General features: G+C 43.4%; 19 protein-coding genes. 13 read left to right on the top strand and 6 right to left on the bottom strand.

Going from position 1 to position 20,442, the window contains the following annotated elements; genetic code table 11:
* The first annotated feature begins 69 nt into the window (after positions 1-69).
* The 4 genes from AACR75_RS08000 (at position 70) to AACR75_RS08015 (ending at position 3,944) form a co-directional block, all read left to right on the top strand.
* Positions 70-984, top strand: coding sequence for a TIGR01777 family oxidoreductase (locus AACR75_RS08000; protein ID WP_013857312.1), 915 nt, complete (start codon positions 70-72; stop codon positions 982-984).
* Between the two features lie 399 nt (positions 985-1,383).
* On the top strand, positions 1,384-2,238 hold the full coding sequence (locus AACR75_RS08005) for a thioredoxin family protein (protein ID WP_047689594.1): 855 nt from the start codon (positions 1,384-1,386) through the stop codon (positions 2,236-2,238).
* A 307-nt stretch (positions 2,239-2,545) separates the two neighbouring features.
* Entirely contained in the window at positions 2,546-3,469 is a 924-nt protein-coding gene (locus AACR75_RS08010; protein ID WP_013857314.1) for an SPFH domain-containing protein, read from the top strand.
* Positions 3,470-3,476: 7 nt separating this feature from the next.
* Complete coding sequence (locus AACR75_RS08015) at positions 3,477-3,944, top strand: NfeD family protein (RefSeq protein WP_047689596.1); 468 nt, start codon at positions 3,477-3,479, stop codon at positions 3,942-3,944.
* A 121-nt stretch (positions 3,945-4,065) separates the two neighbouring features.
* Here AACR75_RS08015 and cueR read toward each other — a convergent pair whose 3' ends face one another.
* The 5 genes from cueR to zipA form a co-directional block, all read right to left on the bottom strand.
* Positions 4,066-4,485: a Cu(I)-responsive transcriptional regulator gene (gene cueR / locus AACR75_RS08020; protein WP_017043453.1), complete on the bottom strand. Its 420-nt coding sequence runs from the start codon at positions 4,483-4,485 to the stop codon at positions 4,066-4,068.
* Between the two features lie 66 nt (positions 4,486-4,551).
* Positions 4,552-5,286: a YccT family protein gene (locus AACR75_RS08025; protein WP_156117105.1), complete on the bottom strand. Its 735-nt coding sequence runs from the start codon at positions 5,284-5,286 to the stop codon at positions 4,552-4,554.
* A 76-nt stretch (positions 5,287-5,362) separates the two neighbouring features.
* On the bottom strand, positions 5,363-6,358 hold the full coding sequence (locus AACR75_RS08030) for a porin (RefSeq protein WP_047689603.1): 996 nt from the start codon (positions 6,356-6,358) through the stop codon (positions 5,363-5,365).
* 504 nt (positions 6,359-6,862) lie between these two features.
* Positions 6,863-8,878, bottom strand: a complete 2,016-nt coding sequence (ligA, locus tag AACR75_RS08035; RefSeq protein WP_047689606.1) for an NAD-dependent DNA ligase LigA — start codon at positions 8,876-8,878, stop codon at positions 6,863-6,865.
* A gap of 68 nt (positions 8,879-8,946) precedes the next feature.
* Positions 8,947-9,771 carry a cell division protein ZipA gene (gene zipA / locus AACR75_RS08040; RefSeq protein ID WP_013857321.1) on the bottom strand — a complete coding sequence of 275 codons (825 nt, stop codon included), beginning with the start codon at positions 9,769-9,771 and terminating at the stop codon, positions 8,947-8,949.
* Between the two features lie 230 nt (positions 9,772-10,001).
* On the opposite strand from zipA, the gene cysZ reads away from it, so the two are divergent.
* The 5 genes from cysZ (at position 10,002) to crr (ending at position 14,915) form a co-directional block, all read left to right on the top strand.
* Complete coding sequence (cysZ, locus tag AACR75_RS08045) at positions 10,002-10,754, top strand: sulfate transporter CysZ (RefSeq protein WP_047689609.1); 753 nt, start codon at positions 10,002-10,004, stop codon at positions 10,752-10,754.
* Between the two features lie 157 nt (positions 10,755-10,911).
* Complete coding sequence (cysK, locus tag AACR75_RS08050) at positions 10,912-11,880, top strand: cysteine synthase A (RefSeq protein ID WP_013857323.1); 969 nt, start codon at positions 10,912-10,914, stop codon at positions 11,878-11,880.
* A 298-nt stretch (positions 11,881-12,178) separates the two neighbouring features.
* Complete coding sequence (locus AACR75_RS08055; protein ID WP_026027491.1) at positions 12,179-12,436, top strand: HPr family phosphocarrier protein; 258 nt, start codon at positions 12,179-12,181, stop codon at positions 12,434-12,436.
* Between the two features lie 138 nt (positions 12,437-12,574).
* A complete protein-coding gene (gene ptsI / locus AACR75_RS08060; RefSeq protein WP_013857325.1) occupies positions 12,575-14,299 on the top strand; it encodes a phosphoenolpyruvate-protein phosphotransferase PtsI in 1,725 nt (574 codons plus the stop codon).
* 106 nt (positions 14,300-14,405) lie between these two features.
* Complete coding sequence (gene crr / locus AACR75_RS08065; protein WP_010317358.1) at positions 14,406-14,915, top strand: PTS glucose transporter subunit IIA; 510 nt, start codon at positions 14,406-14,408, stop codon at positions 14,913-14,915.
* A 79-nt stretch (positions 14,916-14,994) separates the two neighbouring features.
* Here the strand turns inward: crr and AACR75_RS08070 are convergent, their stop codons facing one another.
* Entirely contained in the window at positions 14,995-16,146 is a 1,152-nt protein-coding gene (locus AACR75_RS08070) for a 2-octaprenyl-3-methyl-6-methoxy-1,4-benzoquinol hydroxylase (protein WP_047689611.1), read from the bottom strand.
* Between the two features lie 257 nt (positions 16,147-16,403).
* Between AACR75_RS08070 and miaB the strand changes: the two genes are divergently transcribed.
* From miaB to corC, 4 genes are all read left to right on the top strand, one after another.
* Positions 16,404-17,828 carry a tRNA (N6-isopentenyl adenosine(37)-C2)-methylthiotransferase MiaB gene (gene miaB, locus AACR75_RS08075; RefSeq protein WP_017049486.1) on the top strand — a complete coding sequence of 475 codons (1,425 nt, stop codon included), beginning with the start codon at positions 16,404-16,406 and terminating at the stop codon, positions 17,826-17,828.
* Between the two features lie 70 nt (positions 17,829-17,898).
* Entirely contained in the window at positions 17,899-18,999 is a 1,101-nt protein-coding gene (locus AACR75_RS08080) for a PhoH family protein (RefSeq protein WP_047689613.1), read from the top strand.
* Positions 18,999-19,463: an rRNA maturation RNase YbeY gene (gene ybeY / locus AACR75_RS08085; RefSeq protein ID WP_047689615.1), complete on the top strand. Its 465-nt coding sequence runs from the start codon at positions 18,999-19,001 to the stop codon at positions 19,461-19,463. Before AACR75_RS08080 ends, ybeY begins: the two co-directional genes overlap by 1 nt.
* Before the next feature lie 85 nt (positions 19,464-19,548).
* Entirely contained in the window at positions 19,549-20,424 is an 876-nt protein-coding gene (gene corC, locus AACR75_RS08090) for a CNNM family magnesium/cobalt transport protein CorC (protein WP_010317353.1), read from the top strand.
* Positions 20,425-20,442: the final 18 nt, after the last annotated feature.

A 20,442-nucleotide genomic window follows, 5' to 3' on the forward strand; every position in this document is an offset into this window, starting at 1 on the left:
TAACCAACATAGCTATCGTTCTCATCACCACCATTTAGGTGATATCGCACAGACCAATGAGGTAGAAACATGAAAATACTATTAACGGGAGGGACTGGCTTTATCGGTAAAGAGCTGATGAAACAGATTTTCACGCACAATATCTACCTCCTCACGCGCGATATAGAGCGTGCTAAGCAGCAGCTCGCCCATGTAGACAAAGGTAGTATCACCTACCTGACTTCCCTAGCGAGTTTAAAAGACGCGAATCAATTTGACGCCATTATCAATCTTGCAGGAGAACCGATCGCCGACAAACGTTGGAGCAAACAGCAAAAAGCGATCATTTGCGCTAGTCGATGGGAAATAACAGAGCGGTTAGTTGAACTCATCCATGCCAGTACTGAACCACCCTCCGTTTTCATCAGTGGCTCGGCCGTCGGCTATTATGGTGACCAACAGTCTCATCCGTTTGATGAAACATTACATGTGCACCAACAAAGTTTTCCTCATCACGTTTGCGAAAAATGGGAGCGCATCGCACTCCAAGCGCAATCAGAAAAAACTCGAGTGTGCCTATTGCGTACGGGGATCGTGCTCGCTAGTGATGGTGGTGCTTTAAAGAAAATGCTGCCACCTTACCGTTTAGGCTTGGGCGGCCCTCTTGGTAAGGGTGAGCAGTATATGCCATGGATCCACTTATTAGATATGGCACGAGCGATAGCCTATTTATTAGACACGCCACATGCACAAGGTGCTTTTAACCTCTGTGCTCCACATCCCGTACCTAATAAGCATTTTAGCCAACTATTGGCGAAAACATTACGTCGACCACACATACTATTCACTCCCAAATGGGTTCTAAACCTTGCAATGGGTGAAGCGGCTGTTTTACTGTTTGACAGTATTAGAGCAAAACCTAAAAAGCTAACCGAGCTAGGATTTCACTTCCAGTTTTCACACCTAGAACCTGCGTTGAAAAATATATTACAACATCGTGCTTAACCAAAACTGGCCTATATTTTTTGTGCATAGCAAGGTATACGATAATGACAAAAGCGATACTTATCTGTGGATAAACCGACGGTTGCATAAAGTAGCACAACCAACTTAATTATCATTAATTCGTAACATTCATGTGACATGATACAACTCTGGATATCCCAGTTAATCCAATATAAAGCGTTACATGTGGTACGACGAATATGACATTACACCAATTAAATTGGCTCAGTGTCGGTGTTGCGCTGACACTATTTTTAATATTATAGACACCTTTGCTTGCCCTCTCTTTGAGAGATAAAAAACGCTACTTTAACGGTAGCGTTTTTCATTTGCCCTTGATATTCCAATTTTCACCCCTATTTCTAAGACTATAAACTTGATTATCGCAAGGAAAATATCATGCAATCACCTTACATCGTTGAGGTCAATCAGCACAACTTTCGAGAGGTGTTCGAACGCTCAGTTGAGACTCCTATTCTCTTTTATTTTTGGGCACCCATGAATCAAGAGAGCGTACAGCTCATTCCTGAATTACAAAGCGTAGCGCAACAACACAGTGGCGCATTCACATTGGCTCTTCTCAACTGCCAGCAAGAACAGCAAGTGGCAGCGCAATTTGGTGTTCAAACCCTGCCAACAATCGCTCTGTTTATTAATGGTCAAGCGGTCGACGGTTTAGCTGGTGCTCAGACCATAGAAACAGTGAATGCAATGTTAAACAAACATTTGCCAAGCCACGATGAAGTCGCGCTACAGCAAGCCTTAACACTGATAGAGCAAACACAACATTCGCAAGCACTCCCCTTACTACTAAGTCTACCTGACGATATGAAAGCAAAAGCAGAGGTCAAACTGGCCCTCGCTGATGTGTTTCTGGAAACTCAGCAGTATGAAGCGGCAGAAACAGAACTGGAACGCATCCCACTAGAGTATCAAGATGGTTACTACAAAGGCTTAATCGCCAAACTGGAGCTGCATAAGCAAGCCGCTGACAGCCCAGAGATTCAGGCATTAGAAGAGATTTTTTCCGCTGAGCCAAACAACGCTCACATAGCAAGTGAGTTAGCACTTCAATATCATCAAGTTAACCGTAATGAAGAAGCTCTCGAGCTGTTATGGTCATTTTTACAAAGCGACCTCAATTGCCTCGATGGCGAGCTCAAAAAAGTGTTTATGGACATTTTAAGTGCTCTTGGACAAGGAAATAGTGTGGCAAGTCTCTATCGCAGAAAGCTGTATTCACTATTATATTAATAATATCAAGCAATTAAACTGGAAACGTTCTGCTTTGATTGTTAAAAAACCAGTATCAAATCTCATTATTTCATTTGTTCCATATCGATAACTGATAGAGAATGATCAATAGCAAAGCTCAAACGTTGATGAGAATCGCTCCTATATCCAAATGACTTGGAGATACCGGCAGTCGGCAAGTGAGTTCATCCCTATGAGCACAATAAGCTCTATGATTGGGGTGAACGAACTTAGCTAACACAGCGACCGTTTCAATAGAGAAAGGAACATCAACATTAGGATTATTTAATACTAAAAAGGAACCGTTATGGCTATTGATTCACTCGTCGCCGTTGGCATATTTGTATTCGTCGTTATTTCATTTATCTTTTCTGCAGTGAAAACCGTTTCACAAGGGAGCAATTGGACAGTAGAGCGTTTTGGACGTTACACACACACCCTACGCCCCGGTTTAAATATCATTATTCCGTTCATTGATCGCGTCGGACAAAAAATTAATATGATGGAACAGGTGCTTGATATCCCAGCACAAGAAGTGATATCTAAAGATAACGCCAATGTTGTTATCGACGCGGTTTGCTTCGTGCAAGTGATTGATGCTGCGAAAGCCGCCTATGAAGTTAGCGAACTACAACACGCCATTCGCAACTTAACTCTAACCAATATGCGTACCGTACTGGGCTCGATGGAACTGGATGAAATGCTCAGCCAGCGTGACATGATCAACACTAAATTGTTATCGATAGTCGATCAGGCGACTAACCCTTGGGGTGTAAAAGTCACTCGTATCGAAATTAAAGATGTACAACCACCAGCGGATTTAACCGCGGCGATGAACGCGCAAATGAAAGCGGAGAGAAATAAACGTGCTGAAGTGTTAGAAGCCGAAGGCGTACGTCAAGCACAAATTTTACGCGCCGAAGGCCAAAAGCAGTCTGAAATACTTAAAGCTGAAGGTGAAAAGCAGGCGGCTATTCTTCAAGCAGAAGCACGTGAACGCGCTGCCGAAGCGGAAGCTAAAGCGACGGAGATGGTTTCGAATGCGATTGCGCAAGGTGACATGCAAGCGGTTAACTACTTTATCGCTCAAGGATATACCGAAGCACTTAAAGCCATTGGTCAAGCAGAGAACAGCAAAATCATCATGCTGCCATTAGAAGCAACTGGGTTGATGGGTTCGGTTGCTGGCATTGCTGAAATGTTCAACCTGAAATCCTCACAAGATAAGTAGGCCTAACGTGATAGAGCTAATACAACAAATGAATTATTGGCACTGGCTCGCATTAGGCTTAGTGCTTGTTGCATTGGAACTGCTTGGAACTGCTGGGTATTTTCTTTGGTTAGGTATTTCCGCACTCATCGTTGGCCTTATCTTTGCGATGCTCCCCATCAGTTGGCAACTGCAGTGGATGGCTTTTGCAAGTTTATCACTCGTCACGACTTGGTTATGGTGGCGTAAACAATTTAAATCAGACCACGATGGTGACAAGACTCGTGATCTGAACCAGAAACAGAAACAGCTGATCGGACAAACAGCTCGTCTTAAAGAGAGCGTTCAAGAAGGGGCAACTTTTCGATTGCAGCTCGGCGATACGACGTGGACAGCAAAATGCCAGCAAAACCTAGAAGCTGATGTTGTGGTTAAAGTCGTAGATGTCGAAGGAATTGTGTTGATTGTTGAGCCTAAAGAGAGCCAGCCTCATTGAGTAAACATCAGTAAGAAAGTACATAAAAACCAAAAGTGATGAATTGCTTTTGGTTTTTTCATTTATGGGCAGCCAAATTGTAGTGTGTGCCTCGACAGCTCATTAGCTAATGAGCTCATTTTCACACTGACTTGTTCAAGTCGTTATGGCAACACTGCCCCTTCAAATTATCTATGATTGGGCATTCACTACCGCCGTCGCCTGGACATTCGGTAATCCACTCTTCTAGTTGCAATTTAATCAATGAAAGCTCTGCCAGCTTCTGTGATACTTGTTTCAACTTCTCTTGCGCTTTCTCTTTGACTGCAAAACTGGTCCGGGACGGATCGTTGGCAAGGGCGAGTAAGGATTTACATTCCTCTAAACTAAAACCAACGCGCTTGCATCGCGCAATAAGTAAAAGATCATCAATATGCGCTTGTTGATAATGACGGTAACCATTCTCTGAACGAAGGGGCGGCGATATCAGCCCCTTCTCTTCATAAAGACGAATGGACTTAGCAGTAAGTGCTGTTAACTGAGAAACTTGGCTAATATTCATAGTAAGTGTAATACTTAAAAGGCATGGTTTAACCATGCCTTTTATAACGATAAATCGCAAGCTTGATTATTGATTTAGTAACCAGCTCAGAATCTGAGACTTCTCAGCTTTATTCGCTTTCTCATACCAGTACCCTAACATATCTAATGGCTTATTTTCTGCCGTCAGAGGTTGGCTAATGTTATCTCGATTGCTAAATGCCCAGTTTTCAAATATTTTCCGATCGTTAACATCAGCTTCAGCAAACCAATATTGAACCATTTCAGCAGGCTTTGATTTAATTTCATTTTGAAAATCAACATTAGCATCAGTGATGGATGCATCAGTCGGAAGTTTGATGTTATTCTGGCGATTGTACATAATGATTTCTTTGTTATAGTCGCGAGTAATTCCATCCAACCTTGGTAATTTATCTTGCTTATATTCAATATTGTTAGAAGAGCGAATAATGAATATCGGTTTTTGATTAAATGCTTCAGCTTGTACAACGGTATTAACCGTCTCTTCAATTCCAATATCTAACGTCTGATCCTCTGCTTCAAAAGTAATCACTACGGGATGTGAATTAAATTTCTCAAATTCACCATATTTAGAGACTAGCTTTGCAACCCGAACGACCAGTTGGTTAACTCCGTTATCCAGTTCTAGTTTTGATAGCTTATTAACTCTAAACCCAATCTCTTCACCATTTACAGCCAATACATTGACATCATCACTCAGCCTTACCTCAACTTTAGCTAGACTACTAAATGGAACCACAATTGCACTCAACATAAGTGCTTTTAACCAAATTTTCATCATAATTTCCTCGTAAATAAAGTGAGCACCAAAAAAGGTGCTCACTCATAAGTAGATAAGGCAATAGCTTTACTTCGAATTAGAAATAGTATTCTGCACCAATTAGAAGGTTGTTATCAAAACCATCAGCAGCATTCATCTTATAATTACGTAAATCCATAAATAGATAAGTGCTTGGTAACAAATAACCCAAACGAGCTGTTACCGCCAAGTCTCCTGTATCAGCAAGTTTCGTACCTTTTTCTTTCGCATCTGTTGTGCCAGCAACGCCCAACTTATACACCCAAGAATTATTCACATACTGAGCTGTTGCAGAATAAGCCAATTGCTCTTTATCTGCTAAGTCATTATTCATTAACTTTACAGCACCCGTCAAAGTCAATGCATCAAAACCAGCGGTTGCACCAAGAATAGCGTAGTTGATATCACCTTTCTTGTCCGCGCCGTCAGTATATTCAGCTTGAGTGTAGTAACCACCATGTAGATTTACTGGACCTGCTTGATAAGAACCAGCAATACTCACCACTACAGCGTCAGTTGTTTTTTCCATGCCACTTAGAGTGATTTGATAGTTAAAACCACCAAAGCTCTCAGAATCGAAGCGTAGAACATTATCAGCACGGTCTTGATATCCAGCGCCAATGTCATTATGCCAGTCAAAAACGTTACCAAGACCAGGGTTTGAGTGAGGCCAATCGACATAATTATACGTAGCAACAAGCTGACGACCATATTTGAACGAACCAACACCGTCAAAACCTAAGCCTAAGTAAGTATCACGAGCACCAAGTTGACCAGATTTATCACCATTATTAGCATCACCACCTTCGATTTGCCACAATAGATTTGGCCCAAAATCTTCAAACTCAACTACACCACGAAAACCAATTCTGGACTCAATGGTTGCTGTTACAGATTCATCACCTTTGTCAGGAGAAGCGATAGTAATAAAACCTGCAGCTTGGCCGTAAAACTGAACGGCATCACCAGCTAGAGGAATAGCAGCTTGCGCTGAACCAACTGCAGCCATAGCAACTGCAGCGCCTAAAAGATTACGTTTAAACATTTTGTCCATGGAAAAACTCCTAAAAATAGATATAGCTGTTTTTTATTTCCCCCTTAAGTTGGCCGCCGAAGGGAGAAATCATTTCCTATGTTGAAAACCTAAATTAGTCATTAATTTTCTGATTTTCTCTTTTCCTGCATACACATCGTGTATCCATGTTCACTAGACTAACTTCGCAACAGAAAACATCAATGAGAACTTAATTTTTATCTAAAAAAATATGAGCTACGGCAAACTTTGACCAAGTAAGTGATCAAGATCTAATAAGTCATAAAACAAAATATAAAAACAAAAAACTCATTAATTTTCAAAACGATAAAAAAACAATCACACTAATAGCTTGAAGTGCATCGCAATAATAAATTGAAAGAGAGTAAAGTTCTTCTTGATTGGCATTGAAGAAAATGAGGGCTTTTTTTCTAATTACTGGACATTTTAATGTGGCGGTTTGAGATAAAAATAAAGCCTCAAAATTAATTTTGAGGCTTTATGAAGGAAGGGATGCTTAAAAAATTAGCTTTTCATTAACTCAAGCAAATCTTGTTCGCTGCGAATTTCGATCCCTAGTTCTTGCGCTTTTACTAATTTTGAACCGGCCGCTTCTCCGGCAAATAGTATATCGGTGTTTTTAGAGACGCTTCCCGTTACTTTTGCGCCAAGCTCTTGTAGCGCCGCTTTCGCATCACTTCTAGAGAGTTTCGACAAGCTCCCCGTCAAAACCACCACTTTACCAAGTAAAGGGAGAATCGCATCTTGGCTCGGCTTTTCGATATTAGGCCACTGGATACCGAGTTCGATCAATTCATTAATCACCCGTTGGTTTTTATCTTGCTCAAAAAAAGATGTGATATGACTCGCAACGATAACTCCAACATCTTGAACTTCAAGTAGTTCTTCATGGGTCGCTTGGCGAATTTTGTCTAATGACCCGAAATGGAGCGCAAGATTCGCCGCCGTCGCTTCCCCGACTTCACGTATGCCCAATGAATACAAAAAACGGGGTAATGTGGTCATTTTGGCGGCATTCAGTGCATTAACGATATTTTGTGCTGATTTTGGTCCCATACGCTCTAACACCGTTAGCTGCCCTGCTTTTAGACGGAAGAGGTCCGCGGGCGTGCTCACCATCTCTTTATCAACAAGCTGCTCAATCACTTTTTCGCCTAAACCATCCACGTCTAACGCTTTGCGAGAGACAAAGTGCTTTAATGCTTCTTTGCGCTGAGCTTGACACACTAACCCCCCTGTACAACGGGCGACAGCTTCACCTTCAACACGCTCAATGTCAGAGTTGCACACCGGGCAGTACTGCGGGAAAACAATATCGACCACTGCATTAGAGCGTCTGTCTAACAACACAGAAACAATCTGTGGGATAACATCGCCTGCTCGACGAATAATAACGCTATCACCAATTTTCACGCCTAGGCGCTCAATTTCATCAGCGTTGTGTAATGTCGCATTGCTGACGGTGACTCCCCCCACAAATACAGGTTCTAACTTCGCAACAGGTGTAATAGCCCCGGTACGGCCCACTTGAAATTCAACATCGTTCAGGAGCGTTATTTCTTCTTGGGCAGGAAATTTATAAGCTATCGCCCAGCGAGGCGCCCGCGCGACAAAACCGAGCTTTTGTTGCAGTTCAATATCATCAACTTTAATCACCACGCCATCAATCTCATACGCGAGTTGAGCGCGACGAGTTAAGATACTTTGGTAGTACTCTTTCACTTCATCCATTGAAGAGACTAGACGTGTTTCAGGGCACATCGGCAGCCCCCACCCTTTTAACTGCAAAAAGCGCTGATAATGGCTGCTTGCTAACTCAGCGCCTTCAATCACACCAACACTGTAAGCATAAAAATTCAACGGCCTTTGAGCTGTGATTTTTGAGTCGAGCTGTCTCAAGCTCCCTGCGGCTGCATTTCTTGGGTTAACAAAGGTTTTTTCACCTTTTTTGAGTGCTTGTTGGTTCAATCGCTCAAAACCGGCTTTAGGCATGAACACTTCACCACGAACTTCTAAACGAACGGGCCACCCTTTTCCCTGTAACTTCAGTGGAATAGCACTGATCGTTCGCACGTTTTCCGTAATGTTTTCACCGACCGCGCCATCCCCACGCGTGGCGGCTTGTACTAACACACCATTTTCGTAAAGCAAACTCACGGCTAAACCATCAAGCTTAGGTTCGCAGCAAAAAGCGTTAAAGTGGGCACTCGGTATCCGGTCTTGCATCCGCTTGTGAAAGGCATCAAGCTCATTCTCATCAAACACATTATCTAAAGAGAGCATTGGAATTTCATGAGTCACCTGGGCAAAACCCTCTAAAGGCTTACCTCCAACACGCAAGCTGGGTGAATCCGCTGTGACTAACTCCGGATACTGCGATTCCAACTCAAGCAGCTCACGCATCAAACGATCATACTCAGCGTCAGGAATTTCAGGGTTATCTTCTACATAATAACGTACAGCATGATAATGCAGCGTCTCACGAAGTTGGCTTAATTTGTGTTCTATTGTTTGCATCATAATTCTCTCGGATCATGAAAAAAGGCTCCGACTAGGAGCCCTTAATGGTCGATGTTTATTCTACGCGTCTACGCGTTGCGTGCGCTTTTAAACTCTTGGATTTGGCGTCGGTAGGCAGCCAATCGATCTGGCGTCATTAAATTACGCGCATCATCCAATACATTGCCACCTAAATCATCAGCGATTTGTTGAGCGGTTTTAAGCATTAATTTGAAATTTTGATCAGGCTCGCCGTAGCAAGGCAGTGTCATGAAGAATGAGATACCGCGAGTAGTAAACTCCGCAGGATCATGATGTGCCAATGTACCGGGTTGCATCATGTTGGCAACACTAAACAGCACTTTCCCTGTACCTGACAGATCGGCATGCCGGTGGAAAATATCCATCTCACCATAAAGAAGGCCGTTTTGCTGCATACTGTCAAAAAGCTTAGTGCCGACAAAGGGATCATTTCCCGCACAATGCACATTCAGCACAATCACTTCCATTTCGGCTTCTTGAACGTCGGATTTTTGATTATCGTCAGCAATGACATCATCTTGTTCACTGAGACTTGGGGATTCGGTTTTCATCGATATTGAGGGCACATCATCGAGTTCATCAAGCACATTTTCAGGTTCAAAGCTTGGTGAATAACCGTCAATGAGAGGGTCAACCGCTTCACTAAAATCTGGCTCTTTACGTACTTTGCGAATAATTTCGAAATCATCTTCCGGAGCAAATGAACGCTGGGTCGCAGATTGTGTATCATCGTGATCAACATCAATTTTACCAAGAGGCTTATCCTCAAACTTGGACTTCCCTTCTTTCTTACTGGTCCAAAGACCATGAAATAGCAACGCGGCTATCGCTAGCGCGCCAACAATTATGAGTACGAATCGCAATTCCTGCATGTTTCACTCTCAGTTTCTCGATGCATGGTTATTCTCAGCTTTACCAGCTTGAATTGAACGTGTCACCAACGTGGGTTATATCGGTCTATCGGGGTACTTTACCAAAAGTTTGTACCGATTTAGAACAACTTAATGTGAGAAGTTCAATACATGATGTGATTTTCACCACGCTTTTCTTCTTCGGCAGGTTGAGTAGAATAGCTTTTTAGCATTGATTAACAGATATTCACATGGATAACGGTATGACACTTAAGCAACGTTCAGGTTTTGGATACTTCTTTTTTGGTCTAGAGCTAGCACTCACCCCCGGCATTCGACGCTTTGTGATTCTGCCATTACTCATCAACATCGTTCTCGTCGGCAGCGCTCTTTTTTACTTATTCAATCATCTCAATACGTGGATAGAACAGTTTATTGGTCAAATCCCTGATTTTTTATCTTGGCTAAGTTACGTTTTATGGCCATTGCTCGCGATCACTATCTTAGCCACGTTCTCCTATTTCTTCAGTACGCTGGCTAACTTCGTCGCTGCACCATTTAATGGGCTACTCGCAGAAAAAGTGGAAGAAAGATTAATTGGCGCTCCAATCAACAGCGATGGCATCTGGTCTATGGTCAAAGATATCCCACGTATCCTCGCAAGAGAGTGGCGAAAATTAATCTATACCTTACCCAAAGCAATCGGTTTGTTCTTATTGCTCCTAATTCCTGCCTTAGGACAAACCTTAGGCCCTTTGCTGTGGTTCATTTTCACTGCATGGATGTTAGCCATCCAATACTGTGACTACCCATTTGACAACCACAAAGTGAGCTTTAACCAGATGAGACACAATTTGAAACAAAAACAGACCAAGGCGTATAGCTTTGGTGTTTTAGTGTCGATTTTTACCACCATACCCATTGTTAACTTAATCGTCATGCCGGTTGCTGTATGCGGGGCAACAGCCATGTGGGTTGGTGAATTTAAAAACAAACTGCAGTGATGGTGCGAGGGAGATTCAACCTGCATATCCCTCTATAAGTTATAACTTTTTAATCCTTTTACGTTTTAAGGTTAACACCTATTCTGCATCTGTATCCACTCACGTGTCTTATCAGACCGCCAGGCACATATAACGTGTGTAATAAAGGAATATCGCAATGAGCAAAATTTACGAAGACAACTCTCTGACTATTGGTAACACTCCTCTTGTTCGCTTAAACAAAGTCAGCAAAGGTAAGGTACTGGCGAAAATTGAAGCGCGCAACCCAAGCTTTAGCGTGAAGTGCCGTATCGGTGCCAACATGATTTGGGAAGCAGAAAAAGCTGGCACACTGAAACCTGGCGTTGAACTTGTAGAGCCAACCAGCGGTAACACCGGTGTTGCTCTTGCATTTGTTGCAGCTGCTCGTGGTTATAAGTTGACACTTACTATGCCTGAATCAATGAGTTTAGAGCGCCGTAAACTGCTTAAAGCTTTAGGAGCCAACCTTGAACTCACCGAAGCGGCGAAAGGCATGAAAGGCGCAATTGCTAAAGCAGAAGAAATTGTTGCCAGCAACCCTGAAAAATACTTGTTGCTGCAGCAATTCAATAACCCAGCCAACCCACAAATCCACGAAAAAACAACAGGGCCGGAAATCTGGGATGCAACTGATGGTGAGATTGACGTGTTCGTTGCAGGTGTCGGAACCGGTGGTACTTTAACGGGCACAAGTCGCTACATTAAGGGCCAAAAAGGCAAGGCTATCATCTCAGTTGCGGTTGAACCTGCGGAGTCGCCAGTCATTGCTCAAGCACTTGCTGGAGATGAAATCAAACCTGCGCCACACAAAATCCAAGGTATAGGAGCGGGATTTATTCCTGGCAACCTCGATTTATCCCTCATTGACCGTGTTGAAGCCGTCACTTCAGAAGAAGCGATTGAAATGGCAAGACGCCTCATGGAAGAGGAAGGGATTTTGGCTGGAATTTCATCAGGCGCAGCGATTGTAGCCGCGAATAGATTAGCAGAACTACCTGAATTTGAAGGAAAAACAATTGTAGCGGTACTACCAAGCTCAGGTGAGCGTTATCTGAGCACCGCACTATTTTCTGGCCTATTTACCGAGAAAGAGAACCAACAGTAATAGGTGGTTAAATCAAATTTTCGTTTAAAAAAGCCCCATACAGGGGCTTTTTTGTTGATCCTTGCCTCACCTTTGGTAATATCACCTCGTTTTATTTTAAGCTTCGAAATAAAGAAGTCAGAAACGTATTAACTATAATGACGAATGACAACATAGATTGAAATCGTGATTATGAAATTTAAATCAGTATCAGCTATGACACTAAAACAGCGTTACTCTGCTAGCAGAACCGTTGATTAGCAGTTAAGCTGTTCTGGTGAAGAAACTAACAAAAAATAAATCAATTGGGGTATATAACATGTACGAGAAGCAAGTAGAAATCACTGCAGAAAACGGCCTTCACACTCGTCCTGCTGCGCAGTTCGTTAAAGAAGCAAAAGTATTCGATGCAGACATCACAGTGACTTCTAACGGCAAAAGCGCAAGTGCTAAGAGCCTATTCAAACTTCAAACTCTTGGCCTAGTAAAAGGTACCGTTGTGACTATTTCTGCTGAAGGCCCTCAAGCTAAGCAAGCGGTAGATCACCTAGTTGCTCTCATGGACCAACTACATTAATCCGGTCCACTATTTCAAAGCCATTTTGTGAAAACAAAATGGCTTTGTTGGAAATAGTCTACATTTTGAGCTACTAATTACCGTTAGCGCAATAGTCCACATTCTCCCGTTTACAGTTGACCAATTTAAGGTAACGCTATGATTTCAGGCATCCTAGCATCTCCAGGCATTGCTTTTGGTAAAGCACTGCTACTTCAAGAAGATGAAATTGTCCTAAATACTCACTCTATTTCAGATGACCAAGTAGAAGCAGAAGTTCAGTGTTTTTATGACGCTCGTAACAAATCTTCTGCTCAGCTAGAAGTGATCAAACAAAAAGCACTTGAAACATTTGGTGAAGAAAAAGAAGCCATCTTTGAAGGCCACATCATGTTGCTTGAAGATGAAGAGCTAGAAGAGGAAATTTTAGCACTCATCAAAAATGACAAAATGCATGCAGACAACGCGATCTATACCGTGATCGAAGAGCAGGCTGCTGCCCTAGAATCTCTTGATGATGAATATCTAAAAGAACGCGCGACAGACATCCGCGATATCGGTACGCGCTTTGTTAAAAATGCACTCGGCATTAATATCGTTTCACTGAGTGATATTAACGAACGGGTGATTCTTGTTGCTTACGATTTAACGCCTTCTGAAACTGCACAAATCAATCTTGATTACGTGCTGGGTTTTGCTTGTGATATCGGTGGTCGTACATCTCATACTTCAATCATGGCACGTTCACTTGAGCTTCCAGCGATTGTTGGTACTAACGACATCACTAAGAAAGTAAAGAATGGCGACATGCTTATTCTTGACGCCATGAACAACAAAATCATCATTAATCCTTCAGAAGCACAGCTTGAAGAAGCGAAAAAAATTCGTGATGATTTTGCTGCGGAAAAAGAAGAGCTCGCAAAACTAAAAGACCTACCTGCTATCACACTCGATGGTCACCAAGTTGAAGTATGCGGTAACATCGGCACAGTAAAAGACTGCGATGGTATTTTACGCAACGGTGGTGAAGGCGTTGGCTTATATCGTACTGAGTTTTTATTCATGGACCGCAGCGCGCTACCAACTGAAGATGAGCAATACCAAGCTTATAAAGAAGTTGCAGAAGCGATGAGTGGTGAAGCGGTGATTATCCGTACCATGGATATCGGTGGTGATAAAGATCTTCCGTACATGGATCTACCAAAAGAGATGAACCCATTTTTGGGCTGGCGCGCGATTCGCATCAGCTTAGACCGTCGTGACATCTTACGAGATCAGCTTCGTGGCATTCTGCGTGCATCTGCGCATGGTAAACTGCGTATCATGTTCCCGATGATCATCTCTGTAGAAGAAATTCGTGAGCTTAAAAACGCCATTGAAGAATACAAAGAAGAACTTCGCACGGAAGGCTTAGCGTTCGATGAAAATATCGAAATCGGCGTTATGGTTGAAACACCTGCGGCAGCGGCAATTGCGCACCACTTGGCAAAAGAAGTGTCATTTTTCTCTATCGGTACCAATGATTTAACCCAATACACTCTTGCGGTTGACCGTGGTAACGAAATGATTTCACACCTGTATAACCCACTTTCTCCAGCGGTTTTAACCGTGATTAAGCAAGTGATTGATGCCTCACACGCTGAAGGTAAATGGACGGGTATGTGTGGCGAGTTAGCGGGTGATGAACGTGCAACGCTACTTCTACTTGGTATGGGACTCGATGAATTCTCTATGAGTGGTATCTCTATCCCTAAAGTGAAGAAAGTGATCCGCAACTCAAACTTCGCCGAAGTTAAAGCGATGGCAGAAGAAGCACTCTCTTTCCCAACCGCAGCTGAAATCGAAGCTTGTGTGGAAAAATTCATCGCAGAGAAAACGCAATAATTCGCTAATACCAATGAGATAGACGACTAAAAATAGGTCGTCTATTGTTGGCGATTGGTATACTATAATTCGACAGAATAAAATTAAACGTTAGGAGCATGACACAATGGGTCTGTTTGATAAACTTAAGAAGCTAGTATCTGACGACAGCTCAGATGCAGGTGCGATTGAAATTATTGCCCCTCTTTCTGGTGAAATCGTCAATATCGAAGATGTGCCAGATGTTGTTTTCGCTGAGAAAATTGTTGGTGATGGTATTGCGATTAAACCATCAGGCAACAAAATGGTAGCTCCAGTTAACGGCACTATCGGTAAGATTTTCGAAACTAACCATGCGTTTTCAATCGAGTCTGATGACGGTGTTGAGTTATTCGTTCACTTTGGTATCGACACAGTTGAGCTAAAAGGTGAAGGTTTTACTCGTATCGCTCAAGAAGGCCAAGCGGTTAAAGCAGGCGATACTGTTATCGAATTCGACCTAGCGCTTCTTGAAGAGAAAGCAAAATCAACACTAACACCTGTTGTTATCTCTAACATGGACGAAATCAAAGAGCTGAACAAGCTTTCTGGCACCGTCGTTGTTGGTGAAACACCGGTTCTACGTGTAACTAAGTAATTCGTTAAAATTTTTATTACGTAAAAAACGCTGCTGATCTGCAGCGTTTTTTGTTTCTACAAAAACAGCTCAAATCGCACTACAAACCTAACGCGTATTTCAACAGTTTTTCCTTCACTGGGCCTGAATGTTCGGCCAACTTCAATACCGCGTTACGCACCAACTTTGCTGGCAAAACCTCGTTGCTGAACGTTTTATAAAACAGATCCATTCCTGATTGCATCACTAAGTTATCCGGCCTTCTGCATGTTTCATAATTCCGTAATTGCGCTTGTGTTAAAGCTTCTTGATTTTGTGTCACAGCTAATAACGCTTTTACATCTTTAAACCCTAAATTCACCCCTTGCCCAGCCAGAGGGTTAATCGTGTGTGCTGAATCGCCGACCAAAACACATTGCCGTTTCGCATACGTCTGAGCATGACGACGAGTGAGGGGAAATGCCCCACACTGCAACACGTTAATATCGCCTAGTTCCTCAGGAAAAGAGGCCAACACTTGCTCCCTTAACTGCTGCTTGTTCATCGCACACAATTGGCGAATTCGCTTTGGTGAGTCATACCATACCAAAGAAGCTTGATTACCCGGCAAAGGAAGAAACGAGCGCGGGCCGGATGGAAAAAATTGCTGCCAAGTAATATCTTGCTGAGGTTGATGAGTTTCGATATTGATCAACATGCAATGGTGTCGATAATCCCACGCGGTAATACCAATTCCCGCCAGTTGCCGCACAAGAGAATTTGCACCATCCGCACCAATCACCCAAGTTGCAGTAAGAGTTGCGCCTGACTCTAAAAGCACGCTATTTTGTTGGCCAAACACAATGTGTTTGAGCTTATCAGGACAAAAAACCTGCAAATTCGGATAGTGCGCAAATTGCCCCCACAATCCGATCTGAATAAGACGATTTTCGACCATATACCCCAGCTGAGGGAGGCCGAGTGCATCGCTATGAAAGCGAGTACGGCACTCTGGGTGCTCCCAGGTTTCTAGGCGGCGATAAGGGCAAACACGCATTTGTGCAATTTCATTCCATGCACCTAAGTCAGTAAGTAACTGAACCGAAGTTTGCGAAATGGCTGATACGCGCAGATCCATTGCTTGGTCTATTGTAAACGCTTCAGGCTCTATACCCTCAACCAGAGCAACCGTGCGACCTTGCTTAGCAAAGCCTATAGCCACTGCCGCCCCAACCATGCCACCGCCAATCACCACCACGTCAAAATTGTTCATTGTTTACACTTAATCGTCTGAGTTTTGAGTCGATTTTCATTGTACGTTTTCAGCTCTTTTTTGCGAATTTTTTTACACAAAAACCCTGCACTTTCTATGGTAAAAATCTAGAGATGACGGAACATGCGAGAGATTTTATTGGATGACTAGTCAGTGACTTTTTAAAGCAGTACAATACGCGGCTTACCGCCGAGATGGCGGCTACAATTTGAGCATTAGTTCAACCAATTTAGACCAATAAGACGAGCGAAAGTGAGATGAGTAAGAAACTGCTAATTAAAACCTGGGGCTGCCAGATGAACGAATACGACTCATCAAAAATGGCCGACCTGCTTAACGCTGCAAACGGCTACGAGCTAACGGAAGAGCCAGAGGAAGCAGATGTATTATTACTTAACACCTGTTCGATCCGAGAAAAAGCACAAGAGAAAGTCTTTCACCAACTGGGTCGTTGGAAAACATTGAAAGATAAAAAACCAGGCGTCGTGATTGGCGTTGGCGGCTGTGTTGCAACCCAAGAAGGTGATCACATTCGTGAACGCGCTCCCTTTGTTGATGTTATTTTTGGCCCGCAGACCCTACACCGCTTGCCAGAAATGATAAAACAATCGCAAACCAACGATGCGCCAGTCATGGACATTTCGTTCCCAGAGATTGAAAAATTCGACCGTTTACCAGAACCAAAAGCAGACGGCGCAACTGCATTCGTCTCTATTATGGAAGGGTGTTCAAAATACTGCACTTACTGCGTAGTACCTTACACTCGCGGTGAAGAAGTCAGTCGCCCGATGGATGATGTGTTGTATGAAATCGCGCAACTCGCGGCGCAAGGTGTACGCGAAGTCAATCTTTTAGGACAAAACGTTAACGCATACCGTGGCCCTATGCACGATGGTGAAATCTGTTCATTTGCCAATCTGTTACGCTTAGTCGCCTCCATTGATGGCATTGATCGCATTCGATTCACCACCAGCCACCCACTCGAATTTACCGACGATATTATTGCCGTTTATGAAGACACACCTGAACTGGTGAGTTTCCTGCATCTTCCGGTACAAAGTGGTTCAGATCGAATCTTAACCATGATGAAGCGCCCACACACCGCGATTGAGTACAAATCCATTATTCGCAAACTGCGTAAGGCGCGCCCAGAGATCCAAATTAGTTCTGACTTTATTGTCGGTTTCCCCGGTGAAACAGATAAAGACTTTCAAGATACAATGAAGCTGATTAAAGACGTTGATTTTGATATGAGCTTCAGCTTTATCTTCTCCCCTCGCCCGGGTACGCCAGCCGCTGATTACCCATGTGATTTATCAGAAGACGCCAAAAAAGAGCGCTTATATGAACTGCAGCAAACAATCAACGCACAAGCGATGCGTTACTCACGTTTGATGTTAGGTACAGAACAACGCGTATTAGTCGAAGGCCCATCTAAGAAAAATCTAATGGAGCTTCGCGCCCGTACCGAAAATAACCGTGTCGTTAACTTTGAAGGCTCCGCCGATCTGATTGGCCAATTTGTCGATGTAAAAATTGTCGATGTGTTTGCCAACTCACTGCGTGGTGAACTGGTTCGCACTGAACAAGATATGGATCTTCGCACCGTGATTTCACCAACGCAAATGATGGCGAAAACACGTCGAGAAAATGAGCTAGGGGTAGCCACTTTTACACCTTAGGTTTAAGCATAATGTCATACAGTGCTCGATCATAATCGGGCACTGTACCATGGCAAACTGAGAGGCAACATTGAGCAATAAAATTGTTACGCTAGAGATAGATCTAGAACCTTCAGACAACCGCCGTCTTGCTAGCCTGTGCGGTCCATTCGATGACAACATCAAACAATTAGAACGCCGTCTTGGTGTTGAAATTAATCACCGCAGCCAGTTTTTCACCATAGTCGGTAAACCACACACTGCCGCTGCTGCGTTGGATATTATCAAATCTTTGTACGTTAATACCTCACCCATACGTGGTCAAATTCCAGATATCGAACCAGAGCAAATTCATCTAGCCATCAAAGATTCAGGGATCCTTGAGCAGCCGTCTGAATCAAGTATTCAACATGGCAAAGAAGTCTTCATTAAGACCAAGAAAGGGCTGATAAAGCCGCGTACGCCTAACCAAGCTCAGTATCTCGTTAACATGGTGGCGCACGACATCAGCTTTGGTATTGGCCCTGCAGGGACAGGTAAAACCTACTTAGCCGTTGCCGCTGCAGTTGATGCGCTAGAGCGCCAAGAAGTTCGTCGAATTTTGTTAACACGCCCGGCGGTTGAAGCAGGTGAAAAATTGGGCTTCCTACCCGGTGATTTAAGCCAAAAAGTCGACCCGTACCTACGACCGCTTTATGACGCGTTGTTTGAAATGCTTGGCTTTGAGCGAGTAGAAAAGCTCATTGAACGCAATGTGATTGAAGTTGCGCCACTCGCTTACATGCGCGGACGTACGCTCAACGATGCTTTTATTATTTTAGATGAAAGTCAAAACACTACCGTTGAACAAATGAAAATGTTCCTGACACGGATTGGGTTTAATTCAAGAGCCGTTATTACGGGTGATGTGACACAAATCGATTTGCCACGTGGCGCTCGTTCAGGTCTTCGCCATGCCATTGAAGTGCTCAATGAAGTTGACGAAATCAGCTTCAACTTCTTTTTGTCTGATGATGTCGTACGTCATCCAGTGGTTGCTCGTATCGTCAACGCTTACGAAAAATGGGAAGCTCAGGACCAAAAAGAGCGTAAAGCTCAAGAGCAACGTCGTCGTGAAGAGCGAGAAGTAAAGTCTGTGGATGTTTCTACTGAAGTGAATACAGTAACCGCAACAAAAAACGTTGGTGAATAATGAGTATCGAACTAGATTTACAATTAGCGGTCAAAAATGAGCAAGGGTTACCTACTTTTGATGATATCAGCCATTGGTTAACTCACGCGGTGACCCCATTTCAGGAACAAGCGGAAGTCACTGTGCGAATTGTTGATTCCGAAGAGAGTCAACAGCTCAATCGCGATTACCGAGGAAAAGATAAGCCGACCAACGTGCTATCCTTCCCTTTTGAGATGCCTCCGGGCATAGAGTTGGATCTGCTCGGTGACCTTGTCATTTGCCGCCAAGTGGTGGAACAAGAAGCCGATGAGCAACAAAAACCGTTGATGGCACACTGGGCTCATATGGTTGTACACGGCAGTCTACATCTGCTAGGTTATGATCATATCGATGATGATGAAGCCGAAGAGATGGAATCTCTTGAAACTGAAATTCTGCAAAAAATGGGCTTTGAAGACCCGTATCTTGCTGAGAAGGAATAGCTCCAGACAATGAAGCTAGTACCGCTAAAGTCGGTACGATACGTGTGCTATCACACATCTGATAGCGAGGAAAATTAGAGAAACAATGAACGAAGATAACCCCCAGAATTCTGAAGGTCCGAGTAGAAAGTCCTTCTTTGAACGCCTAGGCCAATTATTTCAAGGTGATCCGAGAGATCGCCAAGAGCTTGTGGATGTGATCCGCGACTCTGAAATCAATGACCTTATCGACCATGACACAAGAGATATGCTTGAAGGTGTAATGGAGATTTCTGAGATGCGCGTGCGTGATATTATGATCCCACGCTCACAAATGGTCACTATCGATAAAAACGATGACTTGGATACCTTAATTGCGCTGATCACCGATGCTCAGCACTCACGTTATCCAGTGATCAGTGAAGATAAAGACCATGTTGAAGGCATTCTACTAGCGAAGGACTTACTCAAATATTTAGGTTCAGACAGTGCACCTTTTAACATTTTAGAAGTGATCCGACCGGCAGTCGTGGTACCAGAAAGTAAACGGGTTGATCGCTTATTGAAGGAGTTCCGAGAGGAGCGTTACCACATGGCGATCGTCGTGGATGAATTCGGTGGCGTGTCTGGCTTAGTGACCATTGAAGATATTTTGGAAGAGATCGTTGGCGACATTGAAGACGAGTTCGATGATGAAGAACAATTGGATATCCGTAAGCTCAGCAAACATACTTTTGCAGTTAAAGCGCTGACCACCATCGAAGAGTTTAACGAAACCTTTGGTACTAAGTTCAGCGATGAAGAAGTAGATACTGTAGGGGGATTGGTGATGACAGCCTTTGGCCACCTGCCAAGCCGTGGCGAAGTTGTAGAGATCGACAAATACAGCTTTAAAGTCACCGCAGCAGATAACCGCCGAGTGGTTCAACTGCAAGTCACTATTCCTGATCTTGAATCACTTCCAGTGATAGCAGAAGAGTGACATAACCCCACTCACATC

The sequence above is a fragment of the Vibrio sp. ZOR0018 genome (genome assembly GCF_963865925.1).
GTDB lineage: Bacteria > Pseudomonadota > Gammaproteobacteria > Enterobacterales > Vibrionaceae > Vibrio > Vibrio anguillarum.

Coding starts and splice junctions, on each gene's coding strand:
- miaB (WP_017049486.1), top strand. CDS start 16,404: ATGAGTAAGAAACTGCTAATTAAAACCTGGGGCTGCCAGATGAACGAA.
- cysK (WP_013857323.1), top strand. CDS start 10,912: ATGAGCAAAATTTACGAAGACAACTCTCTGACTATTGGTAACACTCCT.
- AACR75_RS08010 (WP_013857314.1), top strand. CDS start 2,546: ATGGCTATTGATTCACTCGTCGCCGTTGGCATATTTGTATTCGTCGTT.
- AACR75_RS08025 (WP_156117105.1), bottom strand. CDS start 5,286: ATGATGAAAATTTGGTTAAAAGCACTTATGTTGAGTGCAATTGTGGTT.
- ptsI (WP_013857325.1), top strand. CDS start 12,575: ATGATTTCAGGCATCCTAGCATCTCCAGGCATTGCTTTTGGTAAAGCA.
- AACR75_RS08005 (WP_047689594.1), top strand. CDS start 1,384: ATGCAATCACCTTACATCGTTGAGGTCAATCAGCACAACTTTCGAGAG.
- AACR75_RS08055 (WP_026027491.1), top strand. CDS start 12,179: ATGTACGAGAAGCAAGTAGAAATCACTGCAGAAAACGGCCTTCACACT.
- corC (WP_010317353.1), top strand. CDS start 19,549: ATGAACGAAGATAACCCCCAGAATTCTGAAGGTCCGAGTAGAAAGTCC.
- ligA (WP_047689606.1), bottom strand. CDS start 8,878: ATGATGCAAACAATAGAACACAAATTAAGCCAACTTCGTGAGACGCTG.
- cysZ (WP_047689609.1), top strand. CDS start 10,002: ATGGATAACGGTATGACACTTAAGCAACGTTCAGGTTTTGGATACTTC.
- cueR (WP_017043453.1), bottom strand. CDS start 4,485: ATGAATATTAGCCAAGTTTCTCAGTTAACAGCACTTACTGCTAAGTCC.
- crr (WP_010317358.1), top strand. CDS start 14,406: ATGGGTCTGTTTGATAAACTTAAGAAGCTAGTATCTGACGACAGCTCA.
- zipA (WP_013857321.1), bottom strand. CDS start 9,771: ATGCAGGAATTGCGATTCGTACTCATAATTGTTGGCGCGCTAGCGATA.
- ybeY (WP_047689615.1), top strand. CDS start 18,999: ATGAGTATCGAACTAGATTTACAATTAGCGGTCAAAAATGAGCAAGGG.
- AACR75_RS08070 (WP_047689611.1), bottom strand. CDS start 16,146: ATGAACAATTTTGACGTGGTGGTGATTGGCGGTGGCATGGTTGGGGCG.
- AACR75_RS08030 (WP_047689603.1), bottom strand. CDS start 6,358: ATGGACAAAATGTTTAAACGTAATCTTTTAGGCGCTGCAGTTGCTATG.
- AACR75_RS08000 (WP_013857312.1), top strand. CDS start 70: ATGAAAATACTATTAACGGGAGGGACTGGCTTTATCGGTAAAGAGCTG.